This is a genomic window from Bradyrhizobium sp. USDA 4353, from assembly GCF_054063215.1.
In genome coordinates this window covers 2,672,708-2,697,426 of the sequence record NZ_JBSSGB010000001.1, presented here as the reverse complement: position 1 = coordinate 2,697,426, position 24,719 = coordinate 2,672,708, and the positions used below count along the sequence as shown (strand labels likewise).

The 24,719-nt window shown below is 66.4% G+C and carries 21 protein-coding genes and 1 other RNA gene; 8 read left to right on the top strand and 14 right to left on the bottom strand.

Going from position 1 to position 24,719, the window contains the following annotated elements:
- The first annotated feature begins 8 nt into the window (after window positions 1-8).
- The gene (locus ACVILH_RS12060; RefSeq protein WP_456713079.1) at window positions 9-4,823 is read left to right on the top strand and encodes a DUF3320 domain-containing protein; all 4,815 of its coding nucleotides are present in this window, start codon (window positions 9-11) and stop codon (window positions 4,821-4,823) included.
- Here the strand turns inward: ACVILH_RS12060 and ybgC are convergent.
- The 7 genes from ybgC to ACVILH_RS12025 form a co-directional block, all read right to left on the bottom strand.
- Window positions 4,820-5,266, bottom strand: coding sequence for a tol-pal system-associated acyl-CoA thioesterase (ybgC, locus tag ACVILH_RS12055; RefSeq protein ID WP_456713078.1), 447 nt, complete (start codon window positions 5,264-5,266; stop codon window positions 4,820-4,822). The genes ACVILH_RS12060 and ybgC overlap by 4 nt on opposite strands.
- A 61-nt stretch (window positions 5,267-5,327) precedes the next feature.
- Window positions 5,328-6,248: a metallophosphoesterase gene (locus ACVILH_RS12050; protein WP_456713077.1), complete on the bottom strand. Its 921-nt coding sequence runs from the start codon at window positions 6,246-6,248 to the stop codon at window positions 5,328-5,330.
- 84 nt (window positions 6,249-6,332) lie between these two features.
- The gene (gene ruvB / locus ACVILH_RS12045; RefSeq protein ID WP_456713076.1) at window positions 6,333-7,379 is read right to left on the bottom strand and encodes a Holliday junction branch migration DNA helicase RuvB; all 1,047 of its coding nucleotides are present in this window, start codon (window positions 7,377-7,379) and stop codon (window positions 6,333-6,335) included.
- Window positions 7,376-7,795: a cytidine deaminase gene (locus tag ACVILH_RS12040; protein WP_456713075.1), complete on the bottom strand. Its 420-nt coding sequence runs from the start codon at window positions 7,793-7,795 to the stop codon at window positions 7,376-7,378. Before ACVILH_RS12040 ends, ruvB begins: the two co-directional genes overlap by 4 nt.
- Window positions 7,796-7,835: 40 nt before the next feature.
- Window positions 7,836-8,453 (bottom strand): Holliday junction branch migration protein RuvA, encoded by a 618-nt coding sequence (gene ruvA, locus ACVILH_RS12035; protein ID WP_009026702.1) that lies wholly within the window; start codon window positions 8,451-8,453, stop codon window positions 7,836-7,838.
- Window positions 8,450-8,977 (bottom strand): crossover junction endodeoxyribonuclease RuvC, encoded by a 528-nt coding sequence (ruvC, locus tag ACVILH_RS12030; RefSeq protein WP_456713074.1) that lies wholly within the window; start codon window positions 8,975-8,977, stop codon window positions 8,450-8,452. The genes ruvA and ruvC overlap by 4 nt, the downstream gene beginning before the upstream one ends.
- Before the next feature lie 74 nt (window positions 8,978-9,051).
- Window positions 9,052-9,798, bottom strand: a complete 747-nt coding sequence (locus ACVILH_RS12025) for a YebC/PmpR family DNA-binding transcriptional regulator (RefSeq protein WP_434856217.1) — start codon at window positions 9,796-9,798, stop codon at window positions 9,052-9,054.
- A gap of 227 nt (window positions 9,799-10,025) precedes the next feature.
- On the opposite strand from ACVILH_RS12025, the gene ACVILH_RS12020 reads away from it, so the two are divergent.
- From ACVILH_RS12020 to ACVILH_RS12010, 3 genes are all read left to right on the top strand, one after another.
- Complete coding sequence (locus ACVILH_RS12020) at window positions 10,026-11,771, top strand: methyl-accepting chemotaxis protein (protein WP_456713073.1); 1,746 nt, start codon at window positions 10,026-10,028, stop codon at window positions 11,769-11,771.
- A gap of 45 nt (window positions 11,772-11,816) precedes the next feature.
- Entirely contained in the window at window positions 11,817-13,247 is a 1,431-nt protein-coding gene (locus tag ACVILH_RS12015; RefSeq protein WP_456713072.1) for a methyl-accepting chemotaxis protein, read from the top strand.
- Between the two features lie 66 nt (window positions 13,248-13,313).
- Entirely contained in the window at window positions 13,314-13,544 is a 231-nt protein-coding gene (locus ACVILH_RS12010) for a hypothetical protein (RefSeq protein ID WP_456713071.1), read from the top strand.
- A 16-nt stretch (window positions 13,545-13,560) separates the two neighbouring features.
- Here ACVILH_RS12010 and ACVILH_RS12005 read toward each other — a convergent pair whose 3' ends face one another.
- From ACVILH_RS12005 to ACVILH_RS11985, 5 genes are all read right to left on the bottom strand, one after another.
- The gene (locus ACVILH_RS12005; protein WP_456713070.1) at window positions 13,561-14,385 is read right to left on the bottom strand and encodes a TIGR00282 family metallophosphoesterase; all 825 of its coding nucleotides are present in this window, start codon (window positions 14,383-14,385) and stop codon (window positions 13,561-13,563) included.
- A gap of 1 nt (window position 14,386) precedes the next feature.
- A complete protein-coding gene (locus tag ACVILH_RS12000) occupies window positions 14,387-14,968 on the bottom strand; it encodes a 5-formyltetrahydrofolate cyclo-ligase (protein ID WP_456716954.1) in 582 nt (193 codons plus the stop codon).
- 40 nt (window positions 14,969-15,008) lie between these two features.
- Window positions 15,009-15,170, bottom strand: a non-coding RNA gene (ssrS, locus tag ACVILH_RS11995) — 6S RNA.
- A gap of 98 nt (window positions 15,171-15,268) precedes the next feature.
- Complete coding sequence (locus ACVILH_RS11990; protein ID WP_456713069.1) at window positions 15,269-16,861, bottom strand: MDR family MFS transporter; 1,593 nt, start codon at window positions 16,859-16,861, stop codon at window positions 15,269-15,271.
- A 42-nt stretch (window positions 16,862-16,903) separates the two neighbouring features.
- The gene (locus ACVILH_RS11985; protein WP_456713068.1) at window positions 16,904-18,103 is read right to left on the bottom strand and encodes an HlyD family secretion protein; all 1,200 of its coding nucleotides are present in this window, start codon (window positions 18,101-18,103) and stop codon (window positions 16,904-16,906) included.
- 133 nt (window positions 18,104-18,236) lie between these two features.
- Between ACVILH_RS11985 and ACVILH_RS11980 the strand changes: the two genes are divergently transcribed.
- The 3 genes from ACVILH_RS11980 (at window position 18,237) to ACVILH_RS11970 (ending at window position 22,010) form a co-directional block, all read left to right on the top strand.
- Window positions 18,237-19,148 (top strand): LysR family transcriptional regulator, encoded by a 912-nt coding sequence (locus tag ACVILH_RS11980; protein WP_456713067.1) that lies wholly within the window; start codon window positions 18,237-18,239, stop codon window positions 19,146-19,148.
- A gap of 1,038 nt (window positions 19,149-20,186) precedes the next feature.
- Window positions 20,187-20,642, top strand: coding sequence for a DsrE family protein (locus tag ACVILH_RS11975; RefSeq protein WP_456713066.1), 456 nt, complete (start codon window positions 20,187-20,189; stop codon window positions 20,640-20,642).
- A gap of 120 nt (window positions 20,643-20,762) precedes the next feature.
- Complete coding sequence (locus tag ACVILH_RS11970) at window positions 20,763-22,010, top strand: TAXI family TRAP transporter solute-binding subunit (RefSeq protein WP_456713065.1); 1,248 nt, start codon at window positions 20,763-20,765, stop codon at window positions 22,008-22,010.
- A gap of 322 nt (window positions 22,011-22,332) precedes the next feature.
- On the opposite strand, the gene ACVILH_RS11965 is transcribed toward ACVILH_RS11970, so the two are convergent.
- Both ACVILH_RS11965 and ACVILH_RS11960 read right to left on the bottom strand, forming a co-directional pair.
- Window positions 22,333-22,974, bottom strand: coding sequence for a glutathione S-transferase family protein (locus tag ACVILH_RS11965; RefSeq protein ID WP_456713064.1), 642 nt, complete (start codon window positions 22,972-22,974; stop codon window positions 22,333-22,335).
- Between the two features lie 3 nt (window positions 22,975-22,977).
- On the bottom strand, window positions 22,978-24,252 hold the full coding sequence (locus ACVILH_RS11960; RefSeq protein ID WP_456713063.1) for a serine hydrolase domain-containing protein: 1,275 nt from the start codon (window positions 24,250-24,252) through the stop codon (window positions 22,978-22,980).
- A 205-nt stretch (window positions 24,253-24,457) separates the two neighbouring features.
- Between ACVILH_RS11960 and ACVILH_RS11955 the strand changes: the two genes are divergently transcribed.
- Entirely contained in the window at window positions 24,458-24,661 is a 204-nt protein-coding gene (locus tag ACVILH_RS11955; protein WP_456713062.1) for a hypothetical protein, read from the top strand.
- Window positions 24,662-24,719 lie beyond the last annotated feature (58 nt).

The window sequence follows — 24,719 nt, the reverse complement described above, 5'->3', positions numbered from 1 at the left end:
CGCGATGCTTGACCGCGGTCACGTCGGGTTGCAATCCTCGAATCGCAGGAGGATTGCAGGTGGCAGGAACATCCGTACGAGACCGATTGCTGGCGGACCGGCGCGCGCTGCTCGATCTGGGCACGCGCAACCGGCTCGTGCACATCCCGCTGAAAACGAAGACCACCCGCACGATCGATATTGTCGGCGCGCGCTCAGCAACGTTGTTCGAGCAGCTCGGCGAAGGCAAGCGCTTCACGTTTCTTCCGGCCAAGCCCGAAGCCATTGCGGAGACATCCGACTCCGCATCCGCTCCGACTTTGCCGCTTCCGCCGCCCGCTCCACCGGCTGCCAACGACAAGTCGGCCGATCATGAAGCGGACAAGCCAAGCCGCTCACCCGATACCCGGCTGCAGACGCGATTGTCGTCCGAGCCGCTGCAGAAGCGCCTGCTCGACATCTGGTACGACGCGCGCACGCTGGAGGAGGAGCAGGGCGTCAACATCCTCTATCTCGCCTTCGGCCTGCTCAAATGGTTCGAGGATGACAAGTCGAACACCGAGCGCTTCGCGCCACTCGTTCTGCTGCCGGTGCGCCTCGAACGCAGCAGCGCGGCCGAGCGCTTCCATCTCGTGTCGCGCTCGGAGCCGCCCTCGCCCAATCTCTCGCTGCAGGCCAAGCTCAACGAGGAGTTCGGGCTCAGAATCGAGGATTTCGGCGACGAGGACGACGTCGACATCGCCGCCTATCTGGCCGGCATCGCCGAGACCGTCGCGACCAAGAAGCGATGGGAGGTGAAGGCGGACGCGATCGTCCTCGGCTTCTTCTCCTTCTCAAAATTCCTGATGTATCGCGACCTCGATCCGGAGACCTGGCCGTCCGACGGCGCACTGGACCGGCATCCGCTGATCACGGCGCTGCTGCAGAACGGCTTCGAGGCGTCCGAGCCGATCGTCGCTGACAATGGCAAGATCGATCCCGTGATCCAGCCGATCGCGATGAACCACGTCGTCGATGCCGACTCGTCGCAGGCCGTGGTGATCGAGGAGGTGGTCCGCGGTCGTGACCTCGTGGTCAAGGGGCCGCCGGGCACCGGCAAGTCGCAGACCATCACCAACATCATCGCCTCGGCTGCGGCCGAGGGGAAAACGGTGCTGTTCGTCGCGGAGAAAATGGCAGCGCTGGACGTCGTGCACCGGCGGCTGAAGGCCGTGGGTCTCGGCTCGCTGGCGCTCGAGCTGCACTCCAACAAGGCCAACAAGCGCGTCTTGCTGGAGGAGCTGAAGCGCTGCAAATCCGCTGGCGTTCCTGCGCCGCGTGGCGAGGCCACCCTGGTGCAGCGGCTGGCCGATAGCCGCGACAGCCTCAACCAGCATGCCAACATGATGCATCAGCCGCATCAGCCGAGCGAGCTGACGCCTTTCCGGCTGCTCGGCCACCTCGTGCGCTGCGGAGACTCGTCGAGGCAGCCGGCTCTGCCCTTGCAGGACGCGCCCTCCTGGACTCCGCTGGAGCTGGAACGGCGACGCGAGCTGATCGCCGAGCTGGCGGAACGGATTGCGGCCGACGGCGCCCCTCATCAGCACCCATGGCGCGGCGTCGGCCGCGACGCGCTGGACCCCGTCGAGATGGCCGAGCTGCGGAGATCGCTGGAGGATCTTGCAAGCGTGCTCGCTCGCGTCACCGCGGGCGCAACGCGAATCGGCTCGCTATTGGCGCTGGCTTCGCCGGCCACCTTGGCCGACGTCACGGCCGCGTTGGCGTTTGCCGAGGCCGCGGCCGCGATGCCCGATTGCGACAAGACCGCTTTTTGCGAGTCCGTATGGAGCCGGCCGCAAGAAATTGCCGACATCGTCGACAAGGGACTGCGCTACGCCAAGCTGAAGACGGCATTCGAGCAGGCTTTCGTCGACTCCGCCTGGGATGCCTCGATGGTCGATTGCCGCAAGGTCATCGCAGAAAAAGGCGGCTCGTGGCTTCGACTGCTCAGCGCACGCTATCGCGGTCAGATGGCGCTGCTGGCCTCGTATCTGAAGGTGCCGATGCCGAAAGCGCTCGATCAGCGACTCCTGCTGATCGACGGTCTGATCGCCGCGCAGGCCGCGCGCAAATCCTTCGACGACGTTGTGAGCGCCGGTCGCGCGGCCTTCGGCACCGCCTGGCAAAAGGAGCAATCGGACTGGGATGCACTTGCGAAGCTGACCGCCTGGTGGAGCGAGTTCCCGAAACCATTCGCTACTGATGCGACGCGCCAACATCTGGCGCAGCTCACTCTGTCAGCCGAGGACCGGCAGGCGATTGATCAGCTCAAGTCCGATCTCACGAGCCTGAGGTCAGGCCTTCAGCGGTTGATCGACTTCTTGCAGTTGGAGCCGAGCCGCATCACGCTCGATCCGGGCGATCAGCTGCGGCTCGACGCGTTGTCGCAGACCCTTTCGGAGTGGCGGAGCTCGACCGAGCGCCTCACCCGCTGGATCGCGTTCATGGAGCGCGTCCGCCTCGCACGCGCCAACGGTCTTACGGCCCTGGTCGACCGCGCGCTGGATGGCTCGCTGCCGGGCGACGCGCTCGAACAGACCTTCGACAATTCCTATTACGACGCCATGCGCGGCGTGATCTTCGCACAGAATCCGCAGCTCAAACGCTTCGACGGCGAGTCGCATGACCGGCTGGTCGACGGCTTCCGCAAGCTCGATATCGAGCGCATGCAGCTTGCCCGCGACCAGATCGCCTATGAGCATGCCGCGGCGCTGCCGCGCAATGCCGGCGGCATCGGGCCGCTCGGCGTGCTCAATGGCGAGCTCGCCAAGAAGCGCAATCACCTGCCCATCCGCCAGCTGCTCGAGCGTGCGGGTCCGGTCATTCAGCAGATCAAGCCGATCTTCCTGATGAGCCCGCTGTCGGTGGCCCAGTTCCTGAAACCCGGCGCGATCGCGTTCGATCTGCTCGTCGTCGACGAGGCCTCACAGATCGAGCCGGTCGACGCGCTCGGCGCCGTCGCACGCTGCCGGCAGATGGTCGTGGTCGGCGACGAGCGGCAGCTGCCGCCGACACGCTTCTTCGCGAAGCTCACGGGGAATGATGACGAGGATGCCGACGATGAGGATCAGCCGACCTTCCAGGTGAAGGACGCCGAAAGCATCCTCGACCTCTGTCTCGCCAAGGGCCTGTCGCATCGGATGCTCAACTGGCACTATCGCAGCAAGCACCAGTCGCTGATCGCAGTGTCGAACAAGCAGTTCTATGACAATCGCTTGTTCATCGTGCCGAGCCCCTATGACGCGGTCGCGGGCATGGGGCTGAAGTTCAACTACAACCCCGATGCGCATTACGAGCGCGGCAGCAGCCGGACCAATCCCGGGGAAGCGCGGATCGTGGCCGAGGCCGTCATGCGCCACGCGAAAGAAATGCCGGAGCGAAGCTTGGGTGTCGCGACCTTCTCGGTGGCCCAGCGCCAGGCCATACAGGATCAGCTCGAGATCATGCGCAAGGAGAGCCCCGAGACCGAAGAGTTCTTCTCCCGCGGCACCAGCGAGCCGTTCTTCGTCAAGAACCTCGAGAACATCCAGGGCGACGAGCGCGACGTCATCTTCATCTCGATCGGCTATGGCCGGACGAAGGAAGGCTTCGTCTCGATGAGCTTCGGCCCGCTGAACTCGGATGGCGGCGAGCGCCGCCTCAACGTGCTCATTTCCCGTGCCAAGCTGCGCTGCGAGGTGTTCTCCTCGATCACCGGCGACGACATCGACCTGTCGCGCGCCAAGGGCCACGGCATCGCGGCGCTGAAGACGTTCCTGACCTTCGCACAGACCGGCCAGCTCGGCATCGCGCAGGAGACCGGTCGCGATCCGGACTCCGTCTTCGAGGAGCAGGTCGCGGCGAAGCTGCGGGCGCTCGGCCATGACGTGAAGACGCAGATCGGCACCGCCGGCTTCTTCGTCGATCTCGCGATCGTCGATCCTGACAAGCCCGGCCGCTTCCTCCTGGGCATCGAATGCGACGGCGCGCAATATCACGCGTCGCGCTCAGCGCGGGATCGCGACCGGCTGCGCCAGAACGTGCTGGAAGCCCATGGCTGGGTGCTGCATCGGATCTGGTCGACGGACTGGTTTCTCCGCCCCAAGGAGGAGACCGAGAAGGTGCTGCGCGCAATCGAGGCGGCGAAGGCGCATTGGCGGGAGATCGACGAGGGCGTCACTGAGACGCAGTCCGCGCCACCGGCAGATCCGCAAGTCGCAACGCCAGAGTCGGCTGAAGCGCGCCCCGCCGAGGTCGCCGCTCAGACGCCGACCGCGGCGCCTTATGAAGAGGTGAAGCTGCGAGTCCGGCGCGAGGTCGAACCGCACGAAACATCACTCACCAACATGATGCGGCATGTTGTCGAGATCGTCGCCGTCGAAGGACCGGTGCACGAGTCGGAAATCATCGTCCGCATTCGATCTGCCTGGGGCCTCGCGCGCGCCGGCAACCGTATTCGCGATGCCGTAAGGGCGGCACTGAACGCGGCCGCGGCGAAAGGACAGATCGCAGGCGGTCCGTTCTACGTTGTGCCCGGCCAGACCATCGTGGTGCGCAACCGCGAGGACGTGCAATCGACGACCTTGCGCAAGCCCGAGATGCTGCCGCCGGAGGAGATCAAGGCAGCGATCCTGCAGGTCGTCGAGCAGAACTTTGGCGCCGAGGAGGACCAGCTGCTCCAGGCGGTGGCCCGCCTGTTCGGCTTCGGCTCGACCAGCGCGCAGCTGCGTGAGGCCGTGCAGAGCGGCCTTCGCGATCTCCTTGACGCTTCGCTCCTGCGGCGCGACGGAGAGCTGCTCACCAAACCCGAGAGCTCGCCCGCCTAGGCAAGGTCGGCCTTCATCAGGTCGCGCAGCGCCTTCGGGATCGGCTGCGCCTTGCCGCCGCTGATGAAGGCGACGCGGACGTCGGCTTTGACCAGCACGTCCTCGCCGCGTCGCACCTCCTGCGCCAGCGTGATCGAAGCGCCCTTCACCGCGATCGGCCAGGTGACGACGTCGAGCACATCGTCCATGCGCGCCGGACGCAGGAAATCGAGCGTCATCGAGCGCACCACGAAGGCGAAGCCCGGGGCTTCGCTGGCGGCCTCCGCGAACAGCGCGTGCTGCTCGGCGCCCATCAGCCGCAGATGGTTGGTGCGGCCGCGCTCCATGAAGCGTAGATAATTGGCGTGGTAGACGATGCCTGAGAAGTCGGTGTCCTCGTAGTAGACGCGAACCTGCATATGATGACGGCCGTCGCGGATCTCGCCGTCGAGATGCTGGGTCACTGGAAATCCTCGATCGCCGGACATGGCCATCGTTTCGCGCAAGTGAGCTGCGAGCGCAAGCCTAGGACGTCACCTCCATCGGTTCCCCGCCGACGCTGACCTGCACGATCTCCGGCGGCATGCCGATCCTGACCGGCATGATGCTGCAGCCGAGCCCGCCCGAGACGATCACGTCGCATTGCGTGCGGATGTGGCCATACGCGAGGTTGACGCCGTTGCGCGCGGGCACCGCGGGCGACCAGCCGAGCACGCGGATTTGGCCGCCATGCGTGTGGCCGGACAACTGCAGCGACACACGCGCCGGCACGCGCAGCGCGATGTCGGGCTCATGGGCAAGCAGGATCACGGGGGCGCTGTCCGTCACTTTCCGAAGCGTGGCCTTGAGATCATCGACGCCGATCCGCGGCACCGGCCGGAAGCGTCGCGCCGGCATGTAGGCCAGCTGATCGCCGAGCCCGGCGAGCCAGAAGGCATGACCATCCTTGCTCAGCCGCACGACATCGTTCTCATAGACGGGGATGCCAACGGCCTCGAGCGCCTTCTGGGCGAACGGCGCGCCGCGGCCGTCGCGCTGTACGGTCCGGTCGTCCCAATAGTCGTGGTTGCCGAGAATGGCGTGGACGCCGAGCGGCGCTTTCAAGTGGCCGAGCACCGGCGCCCATTCCGAGGCATCGATGCGTCCGATGTGGTGACGATGGCCGGCGACGTAGTCACCGAGCAGGACGATCAGATCCGGCTGCAACGCGTTGGTCCGCTGCACGATGCCGTCGATATGCGCGAGCGACATCCAGGGATCGCAGGCATGAATGTCGGCGATTGCCGCGATCTTCAGCTTCAGCCCGGCCGGCCAGTTGCGCGGATGGATATGATAGTCGGTGACGCCGAGGCGGAGCGGCTCGATGCCGACGCCGTAGGTGGCGGTGGAAAAACCGGTGGCGGCAAGCCCGCCTGAGAACGACAGGAAGCGACGGCGCGACAGCATGGATGAACTCCTCGCAGCAGCTCTCTTCTCCCCGGTCATTGCAACCGATTTCGGGTGCGTCTGTGCAGATTGTCAGCAGTTTCGTTAATCATCATCATTGCCGAACAGGCCGATCTGGCCGGGATCGCGGTTGGCAGGCTCGGCCATGCCGAGATGCTTGAAGGCATGCGAGGTCAGCAGCCGGCCGCGCGGGGTGCGCTGCAGATAGCCGCATTGGATGAGATAGGGCTCGATGATGTCCTCGATCGCATCGCGCGGCTCGGACAGTGCCGCGGCCATGGTCTCGACGCCGACCGGACCGCCGCCGTAGTTCAGCGCGATGGTGGTGAGATAGCGCCGGTCCATCGCATCGAGCCCGGCGGCATCGACCTCCAGCGCGCTGAGCGCGTGATCGGCGATGGCGCGGTCGATCGCGCTGGCGTCGGCCGCCGAGGCAAAATCGCGCACCCGGCGCAGCAGCCGGCCGGCGATGCGCGGCGTGCCGCGGGCACGGCGCGCGATCTCATTGGCGCCGTCGGCGGTCATGCCGACGCCGAGCACCCGGGCGCCGCGCGTCACGATGCCTTCGAGCTCCTCCACCGTGTAGAAGTTCAGCCGGATCGGAATGCCGAAACGGTCGCGCAACGGATTGGTCAGCAGGCCCGCGCGCGTCGTGGCGCCGACCAGCGTGAACTTCGACAGATCGATCTTCACCGAGCGCGCGGCCGGTCCTTCGCCGATGATGAGGTCGAGCTGGAAATCCTCCATCGCGGGATAGAGCACCTCCTCGACCGCCGGGCTGAGGCGGTGGATCTCGTCGATGAACAACACGTCGTGCTCTTCGAGATTGGTCAGCAGCGCCGCGAGATCGCCGGCCTTGGCGATCACCGGCCCCGACGTCGCGCGAAAACCGACGCCGAGCTCGCGCGCGACAATCTGCGCCAAGGTCGTCTTGCCGAGGCCGGGAGGACCAACGAACAGCACATGGTCGAGCGCCTCGCCGCGCTTGCGCGCCGCCTCGATGAAGATCGACAGATTGGCGCGCGCCTGCTGCTGGCCGACGAACTCCGACAGCTGCTGCGGACGCAGCGCGGTGTCGCCGACATCGTCGGAGCGCCGCTCCGGGCTGACCATGCGCGCAGGCGGCTTCATTCGTTGCCGCGCCGGTATTTGTTCGGCAGCAGCTCGCCGATGGTCACGACATCCGGCCCCTTGCCGTTCGATGGGACGATGACGCGCGCCTTCGCGTCGTAGTCATGGATCAGCTCGCGGCAGGTGCCGCAGGGCGAGACCACGGCGACCTCGCCCGGTTCGCCGGGCTTGGGATGGCGCACGGCGACGATGGTCTCGATGCCGTGGTCGCCATGCTCGGTGATGGCGCGGCCGATGGCGATGGCTTCGGCGCAAACGGCGTTGCGGCCGAGATAGGCGTCGATGTTGACGCCGGTGATGATGCGGCCGTCGCGGGTGCGCATGGCCGCGCCGACCTCCTGCCAATCGTTGCGGTAGCGGCCCTTTACGGCTGCTGTCGCCGCCTCGATCAGCTCCTTGTCCTTCTTGCTCACCATGATGGAGATCGTTGTCCTTCTGCTCGCCCGGTGCGGCGATCTATTTGGCCAGCTCCTTGAGGCCGAGGCGGATGAGTTGCGCGGTCTCGGCCTTGTCGCCGGCGGCGCGCGAGGCGGCGGCGATGGCAGCCGCCGCTTGCGGCTGGCCGTAGCCGAGATTGATCAGCGCGGAGATCGCATCCGCGATCGGCTGCGGCGCGCGGGAGTCCTCGATCGCGCCGGACAGCCTGACCACGCCGGGGTCGACATCGGCAAAGGCCGGCGCCTTGTCCTTCAGCTCGGTCACGATGCGCTCGGCGACCTTCGGGCCGACGCCCGGCGTGCGCGCCACCGCGGCCTTGTCGCGCAGCGCGATCGCGTTGGCGAGATCGGCCGGGGGCAAGGTGCCGAGCACAGCAAGAGCGACCTTGGCGCCGACGCCTTGCACGGTCTGCAAAAGACGAAACCATTCCCGTTCGACATCCGAGCGAAAACCGAACAGCTTGATCTGGTCCTCGCGCACATAGGTCTCGATCGACAATGTGGCGGCTTCACCGGGCGACGGCAAGGCCTGCAACGTCCGCGCCGAGCAGTGCACCTGATAGCCGACGCCGCCGACATCGAGGATGACGAAATCCTCGGCGTAGGAGTCGATCAGGCCCTTGAGCTTGCCGATCATAGGCCGGCCACCTTCATGCGCAGCGCCTGGCCCTGGCGGTGATGGGCGTGGGTGATCGCGATCGCCAGCGCATCGGCCGCGTCGGCCGACAGCGGCTCGGCCTTGGGCAGCAGGATCTTCAGCATCACCGCGATCTGGCCCTTGTCGGCATGTCCTGCGCCGACCACGGTCTTCTTGACCTGGTTGGGGGCGTATTCGGCGACCGAAATTCCGAACATCGCCGGCGCCAGCATGGCGATGCCGCGGGCCTGGCCGAGCTTCAAGGTGGCGACGCCATCCTTGTTGACGAAGGTCTGCTCGACCGCGGCCTCCAGCGGCTGGAAGTCGTTCAGGACCTTGGCCAGCCCCTCGTGAATCGCAAGCAACCGGTTCGCCAGCGGCAGGTCGTCGGGCGGCTCGACCGAGCCGCAGCCGACATAGATCAGCCGGTTGCCCTCGCTCTCGATCACGCCCCAGCCGGTGCGGCGGAGGCCGGGATCGATCCCGATGATGCGGGTGGCTGCGCGAATCGGCTGGGCTTTCATGGGTTAGAGATAGCCTCGCGCCGCCCCGGAGGAAACATAAACGGAACGGCCGGAGCTTCGTGGTTAACCGTCCGTCAACCGCCCATCTTCGCCATCAGCGCGTCCGAGATCTCGAAATTGGCGTAGACGTTCTGCACGTCGTCGTGCTCGTTCAGGAGATCCATTAGCTTCACCAGCTTCTCGCCGGTCTCGTCGTCCACAGCCACGGTGTTCTGCGGCTTCCAGGTCAGCGCCGCCTTGCGCGGCTCGCCGAACTTGGCCTCGAGGTTCTTGGCGACCTCGTGGAAACTGTCCGGCGAGGCATAGACCTCGTGGCCGCCCTCGCCCGAGATGACGTCGTCGGCGCCGGCCTCGATCGCGGCGTCCAACACGGCGTCATCGGAGGCGACGCTGCGCTCGAATTCGATGATGCCGACGCGGTCGAACATGAACGAGACCGAGCCGGTTTCGCCGAGATTGCCGCCGGACTTGGTGAAGAAGGAGCGAATGTCGGAGGCGGCGCGGTTGCGGTTGTCGGTCAGCGCTTCGACGATGACGGCGACGCCGCCCGGTCCATAGCCCTCGTAGCGGATCTCGGCGTAGTTCTCGCCCTCGCCGCCGAGCGCCTTCTTGATGGCACGCTCGATATTGTCCTTCGGCATGTTCTCGGCGCGGGCGGCGACCACGGCGGCGCGCAGGCGCGGGTTCATCGCCGGGTCCGGCGTGCCGAGCTTGGCGGCGACGGTGATTTCGCGCGCCAGCTTGCCGAACAGCTTGGACTTCATCGCATCCTGCCGGCCCTTGCGATGCATGATGTTCTTGAATTGGGAATGGCCGGCCATGCGAGGTCTCTTGCAATCGTCTGGAGGTCAGTTGCGGGAAGCGCGGCCTTATAGGCCGGGAATCGTCAAAATCAAAGATTTGGGGTGGTTTCAAGGGGGGGGCGAGCGGCCCTGGGGACCGCCGCGCCGCCTGCCCTCATAAGCCAAATGTTAACCATGGCTTCACTGTCAAGTGCAAGGATACCGGCCTTCTGCACCTTCTCACGCGCGACCAGGGGTCCACCCCAATGGCGTTTGGTTTCCTTGCAAGACGGGCCCCCGCGCCTGCGCCGGTGGTCGAGCCGAAGCCGGTCGCCGCGCCCGAGCCGCCGGCGGCCCCCGATGATTCGGCCAAGGCCATTCTCGACCTGCTGGAACTCGAGCTCGGCGGCATGATCCGCCAGCTCGAACGAGCCGCCAATGCCGTGGCGAGCGGCGCAGAGGCGACCGCGGGCACGCTGACCGACATCCGCCAGCGCGCCGACGCCCTGTCCGGCCGCAGCAGCGCCGCGCAGGGCACGGCCACGACGTTCGCCCAGGCCGCCGAGAAGGTGACCCAATCCGCCCACGGCATCCGCGCCCAGGTCCAGGACGCCGGCCAGCTCGCCGACCAGGCCAGCGCCGCCGCCCGCGAGGCGCGCGAGACTGTCGACCGCCTGCGCGAGTCCTCCGCGGCGATCGGCAATGTCGTCAATCTGATCTCCCAGATCGCGCGCCAGACCACCTTGCTCGCCCTCAACTCCACGATCGAGGCCGCCCGCGCCGGCGAGGCCGGCCGCGGATTTGCCGTGGTTGCGACGGAGGTGAAGGCGTTGGCGGTGCAGACCCAGAACGCCACCGAGGAGATCACCCGCAAGATCGAGGCGCTGCAGAGGGACGCCGCCGGCTCGGCCGATGCGGTGCATCGCATCGCGCAAGCGATCGAGGCGATCCGCCCGGTCTTCACCAACGTCAACGGCGCCGTGGCCGAGCAGAACCAGACCACCGGCGAGATGTCTGATAATGCCGCGCAAGCCTCGCAATTCATCTCCTCGGTGGTCGACAGCGCCGCCGATATCGGCAGCGCCACCCAGCAGGCGGAGAGCTATGGCGAGCGCGTCACCAGCGCCGGCCGCGCGGTGACGATGTATGCCCAGAAGCTGAAGGCGCGCTGCGCCGTGCTGCTGCGCCAGGGCGACCGCACGGCGCGCAGCGGCAGCGAGCGGCTGCCCTGCCATCTCAAGCTCGAGATCAAGTCGGGCGCGCGCACGATCACCGCGCCGGTGTACGAGATCTCCAACGACGGCATCCTGATCACCGGTCCCGACGCCAGCCGCCTCGCCACCGACGAGCGGTTCGACGCCGTGCTGGAGGATGTCGGCCCCTGCCGTCTCCGCATCACCGAGCAGGTCAAGGCCGGCGCCCAGGCCCGGTTCGATGCGCCGAGCGCGGAGCTGCGCGAGAAGATCGAGGACAAGCTCTGGGCGCTGCATGAGGAGAACAACGAGTTCGTCGCCCGCGCCATGGAGGCCGGCACCGAGCTCAATCGCATCTTCGAGAGCGCGGTCGCGCGCGGCGAGATCACGCTCGAGGACATGTTCGACACCAACTATGTCGAGATCGCCGGCACCAACCCGCAACAGCATCGCAGCCGGATTCTCGATTGGGCCGAGCGCGCGCTGCCGTCGTTCCAGGAGGCGTTCCTGGCCAAAGACCAGCGCATGGCCTTCTGCGTCGCCATCGATCGCAACGGCTATCTGCCGGTGCACAACAAGATCTACTCGCATCCGCAGCGGCCGGGCGATGTGGCCTTCAACACCGCCAACTGCCGCAACCGCCGCATCTTCAACGATCCGGCGGGCCTGGCGGCCGGCCGCAACCAGCGGCCCTATCTGATCCAGAGCTACGCGCGCGACATGGGCAACGGCAACACCGTCATGATGCGCGAAATCGACGTGCCGATCCGTGTCCGTGGACGGCATTGGGGCGGCTTCCGCACCGCCTACAAATTGTGAGCTGAGCGGTGACCTGCTGAATTCTTCACGCCCGGGAGCCTGGACATGTCCGTCGCGCAACGCGCCATTCTGGAAAATCACGATGCGCGCTCCGGCGCCGAACGGCTGATGGACGAGATCGCCGACCGCATCGGCGGGCTCGGCGTCGAGCTGGCCGACGTCGCCGGCAACGTCCAGGAGGTCGCCAACCGGGTCAGCTATCAGTCGCAACGCTTCGGGCACCTGCAGGCCACCGCCAAGACGATGGTCGCGGCCAATCACGACATCGCCACCGCGTCGCAGGCCGTGCAATCCGCGACGACCGCAGCCGTCGGCGACATCGCGCAGTCGCGCAACGTGGTCGAGACGGCGGTGCGGCACATCTCCGAGCTGGTCGATTCGGTGGAGCGCATCGAGCAGCGGCTCGGCTCGGTCGGCGATGCCCTGTCGCAGGTCGCCAAGGTCTCGGTCGCGATCGAGGCGATCGCCAAGCAGACCAATCTGCTGGCGCTCAATGCCACCATCGAGGCGGCCCGCGCTGGAACGGCCGGCCGCGGCTTTGCGGTGGTCGCCAGCGAGGTGAAGTCGCTGGCCGAGGCGACACGGCAGGCGACGCAGCAGATCGGCGACACCTTGCGCGGGCTGGACTCGCAGGTGAAGAGCCTGCTCGGCGAGAGCGGCCAGGCCTCCTCGCGGGCCAAGACCGCGGGCGAAGGCGCCCAGCAGATCGGCGGCATCATCGTCCGCGTCCAGGACGGCTTCACCAGCGTCGGCCATGAGATCGACGGCGTGGCGAAGGCCGCGACCTCCAACCTCGCGCATTGCGACACGGTCATCACCGAGCTCGCGGAGCTTGCGAAGGGCGTCGACCAATCGTCGCTCGAGCTGAAGCAGGCCGATAGCCGGATCGCCAAGTTGCTCGACCACTCCGAGGCGCTGATCGGGCTGATCGCCGAGAGCGGCGTCGAGACCGCCGATGCGCCGCTGATCCGCACCGTCATCGAGGCCGCACGGCAGATCTCGGCCGTGTTCGAGGCCGCGGTCGACCGGGGCGAGATCACGCTCGCCGATTTGATGGACGAGAGCTATCGCGAGATTCCCGGCACCAACCCCAAGCAGTATCTCACCCGCTACGTCGAGTTCACCGACCGCGTGCTGCCCGCGATCCAGGACCCGATCCAGGGCAGCGACCCGCGCATCGTGTTCTGCGTCGCCTGGGCGCGCGGCGGCTATCTGCCGACGCACAATCCGAACTACCGCAAGCCGCAGGGGCCCGACCCGGTCTGGAACAACGCCAATTGTCGCAACCGCCGGCTGTTCGACGACCGCGCGGTGAAGAAGGTCGCTGCCGCCGGCAACAAGCCCTTCCTGCTGCAGACCTATCGCCGCGACATGGGCGGCGGGCAGTTCGTGCTGATGAAGGATCTCTCGGCGCCGATCGTCGTCAAGGGCCGGCATTGGGGCGCCTTCCGGATGGGCTTTCGGCCAACCGCGTAGTCCGCCTGTCGTCGTGCGGTCATTGGCGCTTCCTATAACTCCGTCGCCCTGGTGAGGAGTTGAGAGATGAGCGACCATCCCGAGCTCGATGCACTGCAGAAGGCCTACAAGGAGGCAGTCGAGGAATGGATCGTGGCGATCCGCCGCGAGGAGGAGCTCGCCTCTGTCAACCACGACGTCGCCGACATCGACAGCTGGGAGCAGGCGCATTTCGACGAGGACGCGGTGCGCGGCAAGGTGAAGGACGCCAAGGCGGCCTATGAGGATGCCTTGCGCGAAAAGTTCTTCGGCTTCTGACGCGCGCGCCGCGATTTCAAGCCCCCCAGAATGTCGGCTTGGCCGGCGACAGACGTCCGCCGATGCGCACCGGCGCGATCAGCTCCGCGAGCCCCGTGGCATCGTCGGTCTCGACCGCGACGCCGCTCAAGGTCGCCTCGCCCATTGCCGGCTCGAACCGGGCCGACGGGATGCCGGACTGGAAGCGGCGCAGCGGCTCGTCCTTCTGCATGCCGATGATGGAGTCGTAGTCGCCGGTCATGCCGGCGTCGGTCATGTAGGCGGTGCCGCCGGGCAGGATCTGGTGATCCGCCGTCGGCACATGCGTGTGCGTCCCGACGACGAGGCTGACGCGGCCGTCGCAGAAATGGCCAAAGCCCTGCTTCTCGCTGGTGGCTTCGCAATGCACATCGACCACAATGGCATCGGCCGCCTCGCGCAGCGGACAGGCGCCGATCTCGCGGGCGATGGCTGCGAACGGATCGTCGAACGGCGTCATGAACACGCGACCGAGCACGTTGACCACCAGCGCACGGGCTCCGGTCTTGGTCTCAATCAGTGCCGCGCCACGGCCGGGCGTGCCCGGCGGATAGTTCGCAGGGCGCACCAGGCGTGGCGCCCGCTCGATGAACACCAGCGCCTCGCGCTGATCCCAGGAATGATTGCCGAGCGTCACCGCGTCGGCGCCGGCATCGACCAGCTCCTGGTAGATCGCTTCGGTGATGCCGAATCCGCCGGCGGCGTTCTCGCCGTTGACGATCACGAGATCGAGCCGCCAGTCGCGGATCAGGCCAGGAAGATGGTCTGTGACGGCGCTGCGGCCGGACCGGCCGACGACGTCGCCGACGAAGAGAATGCGCAACTCAAATGCTCCGGAAATCCAAGGTCTCGAGCTCGGTTAGCACATAATCCAGCGCCGCGTCGTGGGCCAAGGCCGGGACCGCCTCGGTTTCCTGAACGGCGAAGCCGAGGCCGATGCCGACGACGTGGTGCGATTTCCGCAGGTGCGAGAAGGTGTAATCGTAATAGCCGCCGCCATAGCCGATGCGATGCCCGGTGCGGTCGAAGGCGGCGAGCGGCACCAGCATGACGTCCGGCACCAGCTCGGCCGCCACCGGTGACGGCTCGGGGATTCCCAGCGCGCCCAGGGTCAGCCGGTCGCCCGGCGCGTAGGCGCGGAACGACAGCGAATGGCCGCGCGCCAGCACCACCGGCAGCGCCAGCCGCGCGCCCTGCCCGGCGAGCACGTGCAGCAGCGGCATCGGATCGAGCTCGTTGCGGATCGGCGCGTAGCCGGAGACCACCGCGCCGGGCTTCAGGGGAAATGGCAGGCCGCGCGCGGCGATGGTCGCGGCGGCGGCCTTGCGTGCATCCTCGGACAGCGCATCGCGCGCGGCAAGCGCGGCGGCGCGCAATTGCTGCTTGGTGTGCTGAGCGGCCTTCATCGGCATGCGAGGGGACCGGAGCGGCGCGAGAAAAGAGCAGAGCGAAGCCGCAATCGCCGTTGAAACGCTCGATCCCGGAGTTCCCTACGAAAGTAGGTGGGCACCATATGTCCAGGTCCACGGACCTGGCCAGGGACAGTTCCCTTAAGGATCGATAAGGCCCCGGGGATATGTTGGTTCCGGACGCGCGTCGCAGCCTCGCAAGGACCTATGTAGCAACCGCGCGGGCGATTTGCCAGGGCGACCAGGCCCGTCCTCGGCCATATTGCCCGAGCGGGCCGCCGAGGCGGTCGCGTGACCTCAATGAGCGTCGCCTGCCGCGACGCCGCGGGGCTTCTTCAGAAACAGCGCGGCCGCCACCGCGACCAGCAGCGCCACGCCCAGCAGATAGAACGTATCGCTGAAGGCCTGGATGAAGGCCTGCTTCTGCACGAGGTGGCCGATTGCCACATAGGCGCGGCGCGCGGCGTCCGTCCGGTCGGTCACGCCATGGGCGATGAAATAATTCGTCAACTGCTCCAGCCGGGTCCGCGTCGCCTGCTCGAACAGCGACACCGACTGCATCAGCACGTTTGAGTGATACTGCTCGCGCTTGGTCAGCACGGTCTGCAGCAGCGCAATGCCCACGGCGCCGCCGAGATTGCGCATCATGTTGAACAGGCCGGATGCCGAGCCGGCATTCTCCCGCTCGATCCCGGCGGTGGCGACCGCCGACAACGGCGCCATCGCCAGCGCCTGGCCGATGGCGCGGACGATGTTGGGCCAGAACAGCTGATCGGTAGCGTAGTCATTGGTCATGAAGATGTTCATGAAATTGGAGATGGCGAACAGCAGCAGGCCAATCCCGATCACGATCCGTGCGTCGATCCGCTGCATCAGCTTCGGCACCAGCGGGATCAGCACCAGTTGCGGCAGCCCGGTCCAGGCCAGCACCATGCCGATCTGCTCGGCATTGTAACCCTGGATGCGCGCCAGATACTGCGGCAGGATGAACACCGAGCCATACAGCGCGACGCCCAGCAGGACATTGGCGAGAATGCCGAAGCCGAAATTGCGCCGGACCAGCAGGCGCAGGTTCAGAAGCGGCTTCTCGACGCTGAGCTCGATGACGAGAAAGGCGGTGAGCGCGACCACGGCGACGACCGACAGCCTGACGATGAAGGGCGAGCCGAACCAGTCGTCCTTGTTGCCCTCCTCCAGCACGGTCTGCAGCGCCGACAGCCCGATCGCCATCGTGATGATCCCGAGCCAGTCGCCCTCGCGCAGCAGCGCAAGGTTCATCGGCTTCGGCTCCAGCGCATACCACAGCATGCCGACCATGATCGCGCCGGGCACGATGTTGACGTAGAAGATATATTGCCAGCCGAAATTCTCGGTGAGGTAGCCGCCGATGGTCGGCCCGATCGCCGGCGCGAAGGTGGCCGACAGCGCGAACAGCGCCAGCCCGGTCGGCTGCTTCGCCCGCGGCAGCAGCGTGATGATCAGCGTGAAGGCCATCGGGATCAGCACGCCGCCGCTGAATCCCTGCACCGCGCGCAGCACGATCATCTGCGTCAGGTCCTGGGCCAGCGCACAGGCCGCCGACATCAAAAGGAACAGCATCGCATTGGTGAGCAGATAGAGCCTGACCGAGAAGACGCGCGCCAGCCATCCACTCAAGGGAATGACCACGATCTCGGCGATCAGATAGGAGGTCGAGATCCAGCCGCCGTCATCGATGCCCGCGCCGATCGCGCCCTGGATGTCGGCGAGCGAGGCATTGACGATCTGGATGTTCAGGACCGCCATGAAGGCGCCGAGGGTGGCGCCGATCACGGCGATCCAGGTCTTGGCGGACACCGCACTGGCTGAGGCCGGTGCGGGTGGCGCCACAGTGGATTGATGCGTCGTCATGGAGAGGCTCATCGAAAGGAGAATTAGTCTTGGAAATGAAGATCAGTCTTGGCGGCCCGTCGCCGTGATGGGCGGCGCGATCTCGGCGAGAGACCCGTGACTCTGCCGCGAGGAATTGCCGGCCACGCGCCTGGCATTGTCCTGGGCCGCCATCACGGCGGCCTTGGTGTCCACCGTCGGCTCCGCCGACATGCCCGGGCGCAGCAGTCCGGTGAGATCATGGTCGTCGAGCACGATCTTGACCGGCACGCGCTGCACGATCTTGGTGAAGTTGCCGGTCGCGTTGTCCGGCGGCAGCAGCGCAAACTCGAGCCCGCTGGCCGGCGCCAGGCTGTCGACATGGCCGTGGAGCGCGTGGTCGCGGAAGCCGTCGATGCGAAGCTCGACCGGCTGGCCGGCCCGCACGTAAGTGAGCTGCGTCTCCTTGAAATTCGCGATCACATAGACCGCGTCGAGCGGCACCACCGCCATCAACTGCGTGCCCGCCTGTACGAACTGGCCGACCCGCAGCGAGCGCGCACCGACGGTGCCATCGACCGGCGCAGTGATCTCGGTATAGGAGAGATTCAACGAAGCCTGCTGCTCGGCGGCGCGGGCACGGGCCAGCTGCGCCACGGCCTTGGCCCGGTCGGTGGTGAGCACCTCCACCTTGAGCTGCGCGGCGGAGAGGCCCGATTGCGCGCGCTGGAGCTGGGCATTGCCGGCGCGCAACGCCGCATCGGTCTGCTGCGCGCGCTGGATCGTGCCGGAGCCCGACTTCATCAGCTCGTCGTAGCGGGCCCGCTCCTCCTGGGCGAATTTGAGATTGGCCTCGGCCGCCGCGACATCGGCCGCCCCCTGCGCGATGATGGGCTGCTGCAAAGCGAGCTGCGCATCGAGATTGCGCACGGAGGCGTCGGCCGCGGCGACATCGGCCCGCGCCTGGTCGAGCGCCGCCTTGAAATCGCGGTCGTCGATCCGCGCCAGCACCTGACCGGCCTTGACGCTCTCATTGTCGCCGACCTCCACCTGCGCGATGTAGCCGGAGACTTTCGGCGCCACGATGGTGGAATCGGCCTTCACATAGGCGTCGTCGGTCGATTCGAGATAGCGGCCGGTCCTCAGATAATCATAGCCATAATGACCACCCGCGGCGGCGGCTAAGGCCAGGAACAGCCCGAGTCCGAAGCGCTTGAGCAGGGCGCGGCCCGGCAGCAGGCTCGTTTTGGGTTTGAGATCAGAAACATAGCTCGTGTGCGACATAGCGGGACTCCGGGCGGCGGAATGTCGGAAGTGGCGCCGCCCTTCGCTCCATAGATGCGATGTCCCGCGGTTCGGTATAATACCGCGATCTACGAAATGATTATCAATCTCAGATGGACAATACGGGGGTGACATGGATCGCTTCGACAGCCTGACCGCCTTCGTCGGCGTGGTCGACGCCGGCGGTTTCTCCGCGGCCGCCCGCCGCCTCAACATGTCGACCACCATGGTCTCCAACCATGTGCAGGCCCTGGAGGAGCGGCTCGGCGCCCGGCTGCTCAACCGGACGACGCGCCGGGTGAGCCTGACCGAGATCGGCCGCGCCTATTATGAGCGCAGCACGCAGATCCTGGCCGATCTCGCCCAGGCCGACGACCTCGCAAGCGCGCAGCACACGAGCCCCCGCGGAACGCTCCGGGTGCATTCGGCGACCCATATCATCCCGTTCGTTGCACCGGTGGCGGCGCAGTTCCTGTCGACCTATCCGGACGTCAAGGTCGAGCTGATGATGGGCGAGACCAACGTCGATCTGATCGAGGAGGGGTTCGACATCGCGGTCCGCATGACGACGCTGCCGGATTCCAGCCTGATCGTGCGCAACCTTGCGACTTGGCGGCATGTGCTGTGCTGCTCGCCCGCCTATCTGGAGAAGCATGGCGCGCTGTCGTCGCTCGCCGAGCTCGGCAGCCGCAATTGCTGCCGCCATATCAATTATCCCTATGGCAGCGAATGGCGCTTCGTTGATCGCGAGGGCCGTCCCGCCTCGGCCCGGATCGCCGGCAGCCTGATCACCAACAGCGGCGAGGCTCTGCGCCGCGCCGCGCTCGACGGCGTCGGCGTCGTGATGGCTGCCGGCTTTCTGGTCAGCGATGATCTCGAAGCCGGCCGCCTGGTGCGGCTGCTGCCCGACTACCGCCCTGTCGACATGGCCATGATCGCGGTCTACCCGCACCGACATCTGGTCTCGGCCAAGATCAGGACCTTTATCGATATGCTGGCGCGGCACTCGGCTGACCAGCAGCGGCTGATCGACCCCTATGCGTGAGCGAAGGCCCGGGAACGAAGCGATGATGGAATTCGCCGGCGGCTCGACCGATCCGGGAGCGCGTCTCGACCCATGAGGACCGCGCTGGTGCGCCGACCGTCCTGCTTGGCAGCAGATCCATTTGGTCATGCCGGAATTCTCCTGCGGAGGTGACCAATCCAGCTTCAGGCATGGGATCGCTCTCTCGCGGCGCTCAGCGCCCGAGTTGTTCTTTTCAATCACCCTCCTTGGAACAGAGGGCGCAGGGAAGGCCGGACGTCGGCTGACGCCCGCGGCCCGCCTGCGAGAAAAAATGCAGGCGGCAGGTACCACAGGTGCAGCCGGACTCGCCCGGCCTCCCCTGCGCGACGGTTTGAACGGCTGCTCCGCGATCTCCCTGGTGCGCCGGGCTTGTTGGCCACCATGCCCTGCGCGACGCCTGAGGCGTCGTCGCAAGGGGGACACCAGCTTCGGGGTGTCAGGACCACGCGACTTGACCGGTCGTGCCTCGCCGTTCGTCCGCGCAAATCGCTTCACGCTGCGTCGACACACGCCCATCGCATCCCACAGCCAACGCCTCGTGACGGTCGCGACACGCCCCTCATGCGGCAGCAGGACGAGCGAGAGCATCGGCCTGATTTGCCCGACACGACAAGGCCTGCGGTGTGCGACATCGTAACGCGACGGGCAGTTGGCGCATGGTGGGTATGTGCGGCTTGCCCGTCGTGTGGTCGCTGACAACACTTCTCGTGCATCGGTTAGCCATGACGCATCCCAGCATTCCGTCGTCATCCCGGCGAACGCCGGGATCCATACCGCGGGATTCATCCATGAGGCACGACAGCAGTCAGCGAGTGCACCAACTAACAGCGGTGGTTATGGGTCCCGGCGTTCGCCGGGACGACAACGGTAGGCATGGCAAGGGCGGCGGCGCTGCGCCGTCAGCGCATAGTCTCGCCACGATTGGGGCTCATCGATTGGAGCTGAGGTTGTGGCAGATCACCGCCACACCCAATGCCTTGTATCGTGCATTCCTGTTGCGTCCATTGGAGTCCTGGCATGCGCTTTCATCTCAGAACTGCGGCGGCGACGTGCGCGCTGCTGATCGCCTCGGCGGGTGCGAGCCTCGCCGCCGACGTCAAGATTCACCGCGTCTCGATCCAGGTCGATCAGAACGATCCGGCGATCATGAACCTGGCGCTCAACAATGCCAGCAACATCATGGAAACCTTCAAGGAGAAGGGCGAGGAGGTCGAGATCGAGCTCGTCACCTACGGGCCCGGTCTCAACATGCTGCGCGAGGACACCTCGCCGGTGAAGGACCGGCTGAAGCAGATCGCCGAGCTGAGCTTTCCCGCCAAGATCCGATTCTCCGCCTGCAACATCACCAAGCGCGGCATGGAGAAGCGCGAGGGGCATCCGATCGCGATCGTCGCCGAGGCGAGCCTCGTGCCATCAGGCGCCGTCCGGCTGATGGAACTACAAGAGAGCGGCTGGAGCTATCTGAAACCATAGGTAGTCGCCGCCGCAAATCTGCCCGGTTTAGGTCGCACAACAATACGACCTTGGATTGAAGCGGTCACATCAGTCTGCTCACGGGGACACGAGGGCAGACGCGATCGGGGGACTATCGTCATGCGTCGAACGCTCGCGAGCCCAGCGCTGATGGCGCTGGCAACGATCTCTGCTGCCTTCTTCACCTTCAACGCCACAGCTTGGGCGCAAGACCAGCCCACGGCGCCGCTCTCCCTGAAGCCGGCGCGTGCGCCCGAGCGGCGCGCCGTCGAGATCCGGGTGGTGGAGACCCGTGCGCCCGAGCCGCGCGGCGCCTCGGAGGAGCTGGCCATCAAGGCGCGCATGAACCAGTGGACGGTCGGCCTCGCCGCCGGCCTGCCCGACGGCGGCTTCGTGCGCTTCGCCAGCGAGATGGCGCGCACGATGGATGACGGCGACAACATGCGCCTGATCCCGATGGTGACGCGCGGCACGACCTCGAACATCGCGGACCTCTTGTATCTGCGCGGCGTCGACGTCGCCATCACCTATGCCGATGCCTTCGACTTCTACGCCAAGCAGGCCGGCCTTTCGAACATCAACGATCGCATCCGCTACGTGCTGCGCTTCTTCATCTCCGACGTGCACATCTATGCGCGCGACGAGTTCAAGACGCTGCAGGACCTGAAGGGACAGAAGGTCGCGGTCGGCACGTCCGGCGTCGCCGCCGCGCATACCGGGCCGCTGATCTTCCGTCGGCTCGGCATCGACATCGAGCCGGTCGCCGTCGGCGGGCCTGTCGCGCTGGAGAAGCTGCACAAGGGCGAGATCGCGGCGATGGTGTATGTCGCCTCCAAGCCCGGCGAGGTGTTCGCCGGCAAGAAGGCCGATCCGGGCTTCCATTTCGTGCCGGTGCCGTACACGCAGCAATTTTCCGATTTCTACTATCCGACCAGCATCAAGGCCGAGCACTATCCCGGCTTGGTTGCGGCGGACACCGCGGTGGAGACGATCGCCGTTCCCTCGGTGCTCGCCGTGTACAATTGGAAGCCCGGCAGCGACCGCGCCGACCGCGTCAACCGCTTCGTCGACACGTTGTTCACCAACCTCGCCCGGCTGCAGCAGCCGCCGTTTCATCCCGGCTGGAAGGATCTCAACCTCGACGCCCAGGTGCCGGGCTGGCAACGCTACCCTTACGTCGAGACCGTGCTGGAGCGCATGAAGAAGGAAGCCGACATCGGCCTGCCGCCGGCGGCCACCGGCAGCCTGACCCAGCAGGAGCGCTTCGAAGCCTTCCTCGCCTCGCAAGCCAAGGCGCCGCCGTCGAAGGCGGAGAAGGAGGAGCTGTATCGCTCGTTCCTGGAATGGAGCCGGAAGCGGCAGAAGTGAGTGAGTCCAGAAAAGGCTGCGTACGGCTTCGACTCATCAGTCGATGATAGTTGAGTGAGGCGATCTATCGCTACTCGGGCAGTCTGCTCCCTCTCCCCGTTCTTCACGGGGAGAGGGTTGGGGTGAGGGGCAACCGCACGGGCGGTGCATCTGCTTGCGTGACGCAGAGCTATCCGTGCCCGTCCGATGGACTTCAGCCTGGGCCCCGCGCGTGCCATGCCCCTCACCCGGATTGCTGCGCAATCCGACCTCTCCCCGCAAAGGGCGGGGAGAGGTTTGCACTGAGCAAGCCGCCGGGCTCTTCGCCCGAAGGTTCTCCGGATCAGCTCAACAACAACGCCATCCCCGGATCGCCCTTGGCCATCGCGCGCTGATAGGCGGGACGGGCGCCGATGCGCGACAGATAGGCGCGGATGTTGGGGTATGGCGCGAGATCGTAGGGCTGGAAGTAGCGCATGGTGGTCAGTGAGAACACGGTCATGATGTCGGCCGCGGTGAGCGCGGGGCCTGCGAGATAGTCGGCCTCGCCGCAGCGGGTCTCGACAGCGGCGAAGGCAAGCTCGACGCGGCGGCGCATCGCGCCGAGCATGGCATTGTCGTCCGGCAGGCCGAGCCGGTTGAGGATCATCAGCCGCCCCATCGCCGCCTGCAAGGTGCCGTTGGCAACGTGAAACCAATACAGGAACGGCGCGAAGTCGGGATCGTCAGGCCCCGGCCGCAGCCGGCCCTGGCCGTATCTGGCAATGATATAGTCGACGACAGCACCGGATTCGGCGAGCACGAGCTCGCCGTCGGTGATGACGGGCGCCGCACCGATCGGATGCAGCGCCTTGTACTCGGCGGGCGCCAGGATCGTGCTGGCGTCGCGCGCGTAGCATTTCAATTCGTAGGGAATCTCCAGCTCCTCGCAGAGCCAGACGATGCGTTCGGATTGGGACTTGCCGAGATGATGAACGGTGAGCATGCGCTACCTTACCATCGCGCCATAGACGATGTCCTGCACCTGCTCGCGATAATATTTGCGCAGGTCGCCGGGCGCCGCGGTGCCGACGACCACGACAAGGCGCTCCTTGGGATCGCAGAAGAACTGCGTGCCGAAGGCGCCATTCCAGCTGAACTCGCCGGGATTGCCGGGCACCGCCGAGAGGCCCTCACTGGTGCGCACGGCGACACTCAAGCCAAAACCGAAGCCGGCGCGATGCGGCTCGACGGTGGCGACGGTGTTCTTGATCTCGGGCCCGAGATGGTTGGAGGTCATGTGGTGCACCGTCTTCGGGCTGAGGATGCGCGCGCCGTCGAGCTCACCGCCATTGAGCAGCATCTGGCCGAAGCGGATGTAGTCGCCGACGGTGGCAAAGGAGCAGGCGCCGCCGCAATCCGACTTCGTCGGCGTGTCCAGAAGCCTGATCGCCTGCGGCTTGCCGGTCAGCGGATCGTTCGGGAACGGCCGGGCCAGCCGCGGCCGCTGCGCCTCCGACGGCGCGAAGGTCGCGTCCTGCATCCCGAGCGGCTTCCAGACATTGTTGGAGAGATACTCGCCGAGCCGCTGCTCGCTGACCTTCTCGACGACGGCGCCGAGCACGTCGATCGAGAAGCCATACTCGAATTGCGTGCCCGGCTGATGCGCCAGCGGCAGCTTGGTGATGCGCTCGATGAAGGCCTGCGTGTCGCCCTCGATCGCCGGCGCGATGCCGTCGGGATAGAGCCGCGCCACCGGGCTCGCGCTGTCTGGGCGGCCGCCATACATCAGGCCGGAGGTGTGGCGGTAGAGATCGTGGATCAGGATCGGCCTCGCCTGGGGCACCGAGAGCAGCGCGCCGTTCTCCTGGACGACGCCGACCTTCATGTCGGCGAACCCCGGATAGTAGTCGGCGAGCTTGGCTTGCAGCGGCAGACGGCCCTGCTCCATCAGGGTGAGCCCCGCCACCGCGGCCATCGGCTTGGTCATCGAGGCCAGCGCGAAGATCGCATCCAGCGGCATCGGCGTGCCCTTGACCGGATCGAGCTGGCCATAGGCCTTGTAGTGCACCAGCTTGCCGTCACGCGCGATCGCGACCACCGCGCCCGGCACGCGCTTGGCGGCGATCTCGCGGGCGAAGAAATCGTCCATGCGGGCGAGGCCCGCCTGCGAGAAGCCGACCTCGTCGGGCTTGGCTTCGGGCAGCGGCGCGGCGGCGAGCGGCGTGGCGAGCGTGGTGAAGGCTGCGGCGGCCGCCGCAAGGATCGGTCTGGTCAAGAGCACCTCCCTGAGGCGAACACGAACCCGCTTGTGGACGCGGGATATGATGATGTCCGCCTGCTCCAGCAGTAGGGCAGCACGCGGCGAACGACAAGCGCTCGCAACACGATTGCATCGCGACGACGTGATCGCGTTCGCTGCTGCACAATCGCCGCGTGGCACGACGAATGATTGGGAGGGGGGAGGCCGCTGCTTCGCGAGGTCACGCATGCTGAAGGCGATCGGACGCATCGTTTACGCGATCTGGGCTGTATGTGCGATCGCAACTGGGACATTCGTGGGTGTCGCCGCTGGCCTCCACTCCGGCGGCTGGATCGGCGCGGTGGTGCTGGGCATTGTCGGCCTCGTCGTCGGCGCAGTGCTCGCAGCATTTCCGTTGGAAGTGATCGTGCTGATCCTGGAGGGCATTTGATCACATCCTCGGAACCGTTGCCCTTGCGCGAGGTTGGCCCGCTCTCGTTCCGAACGAA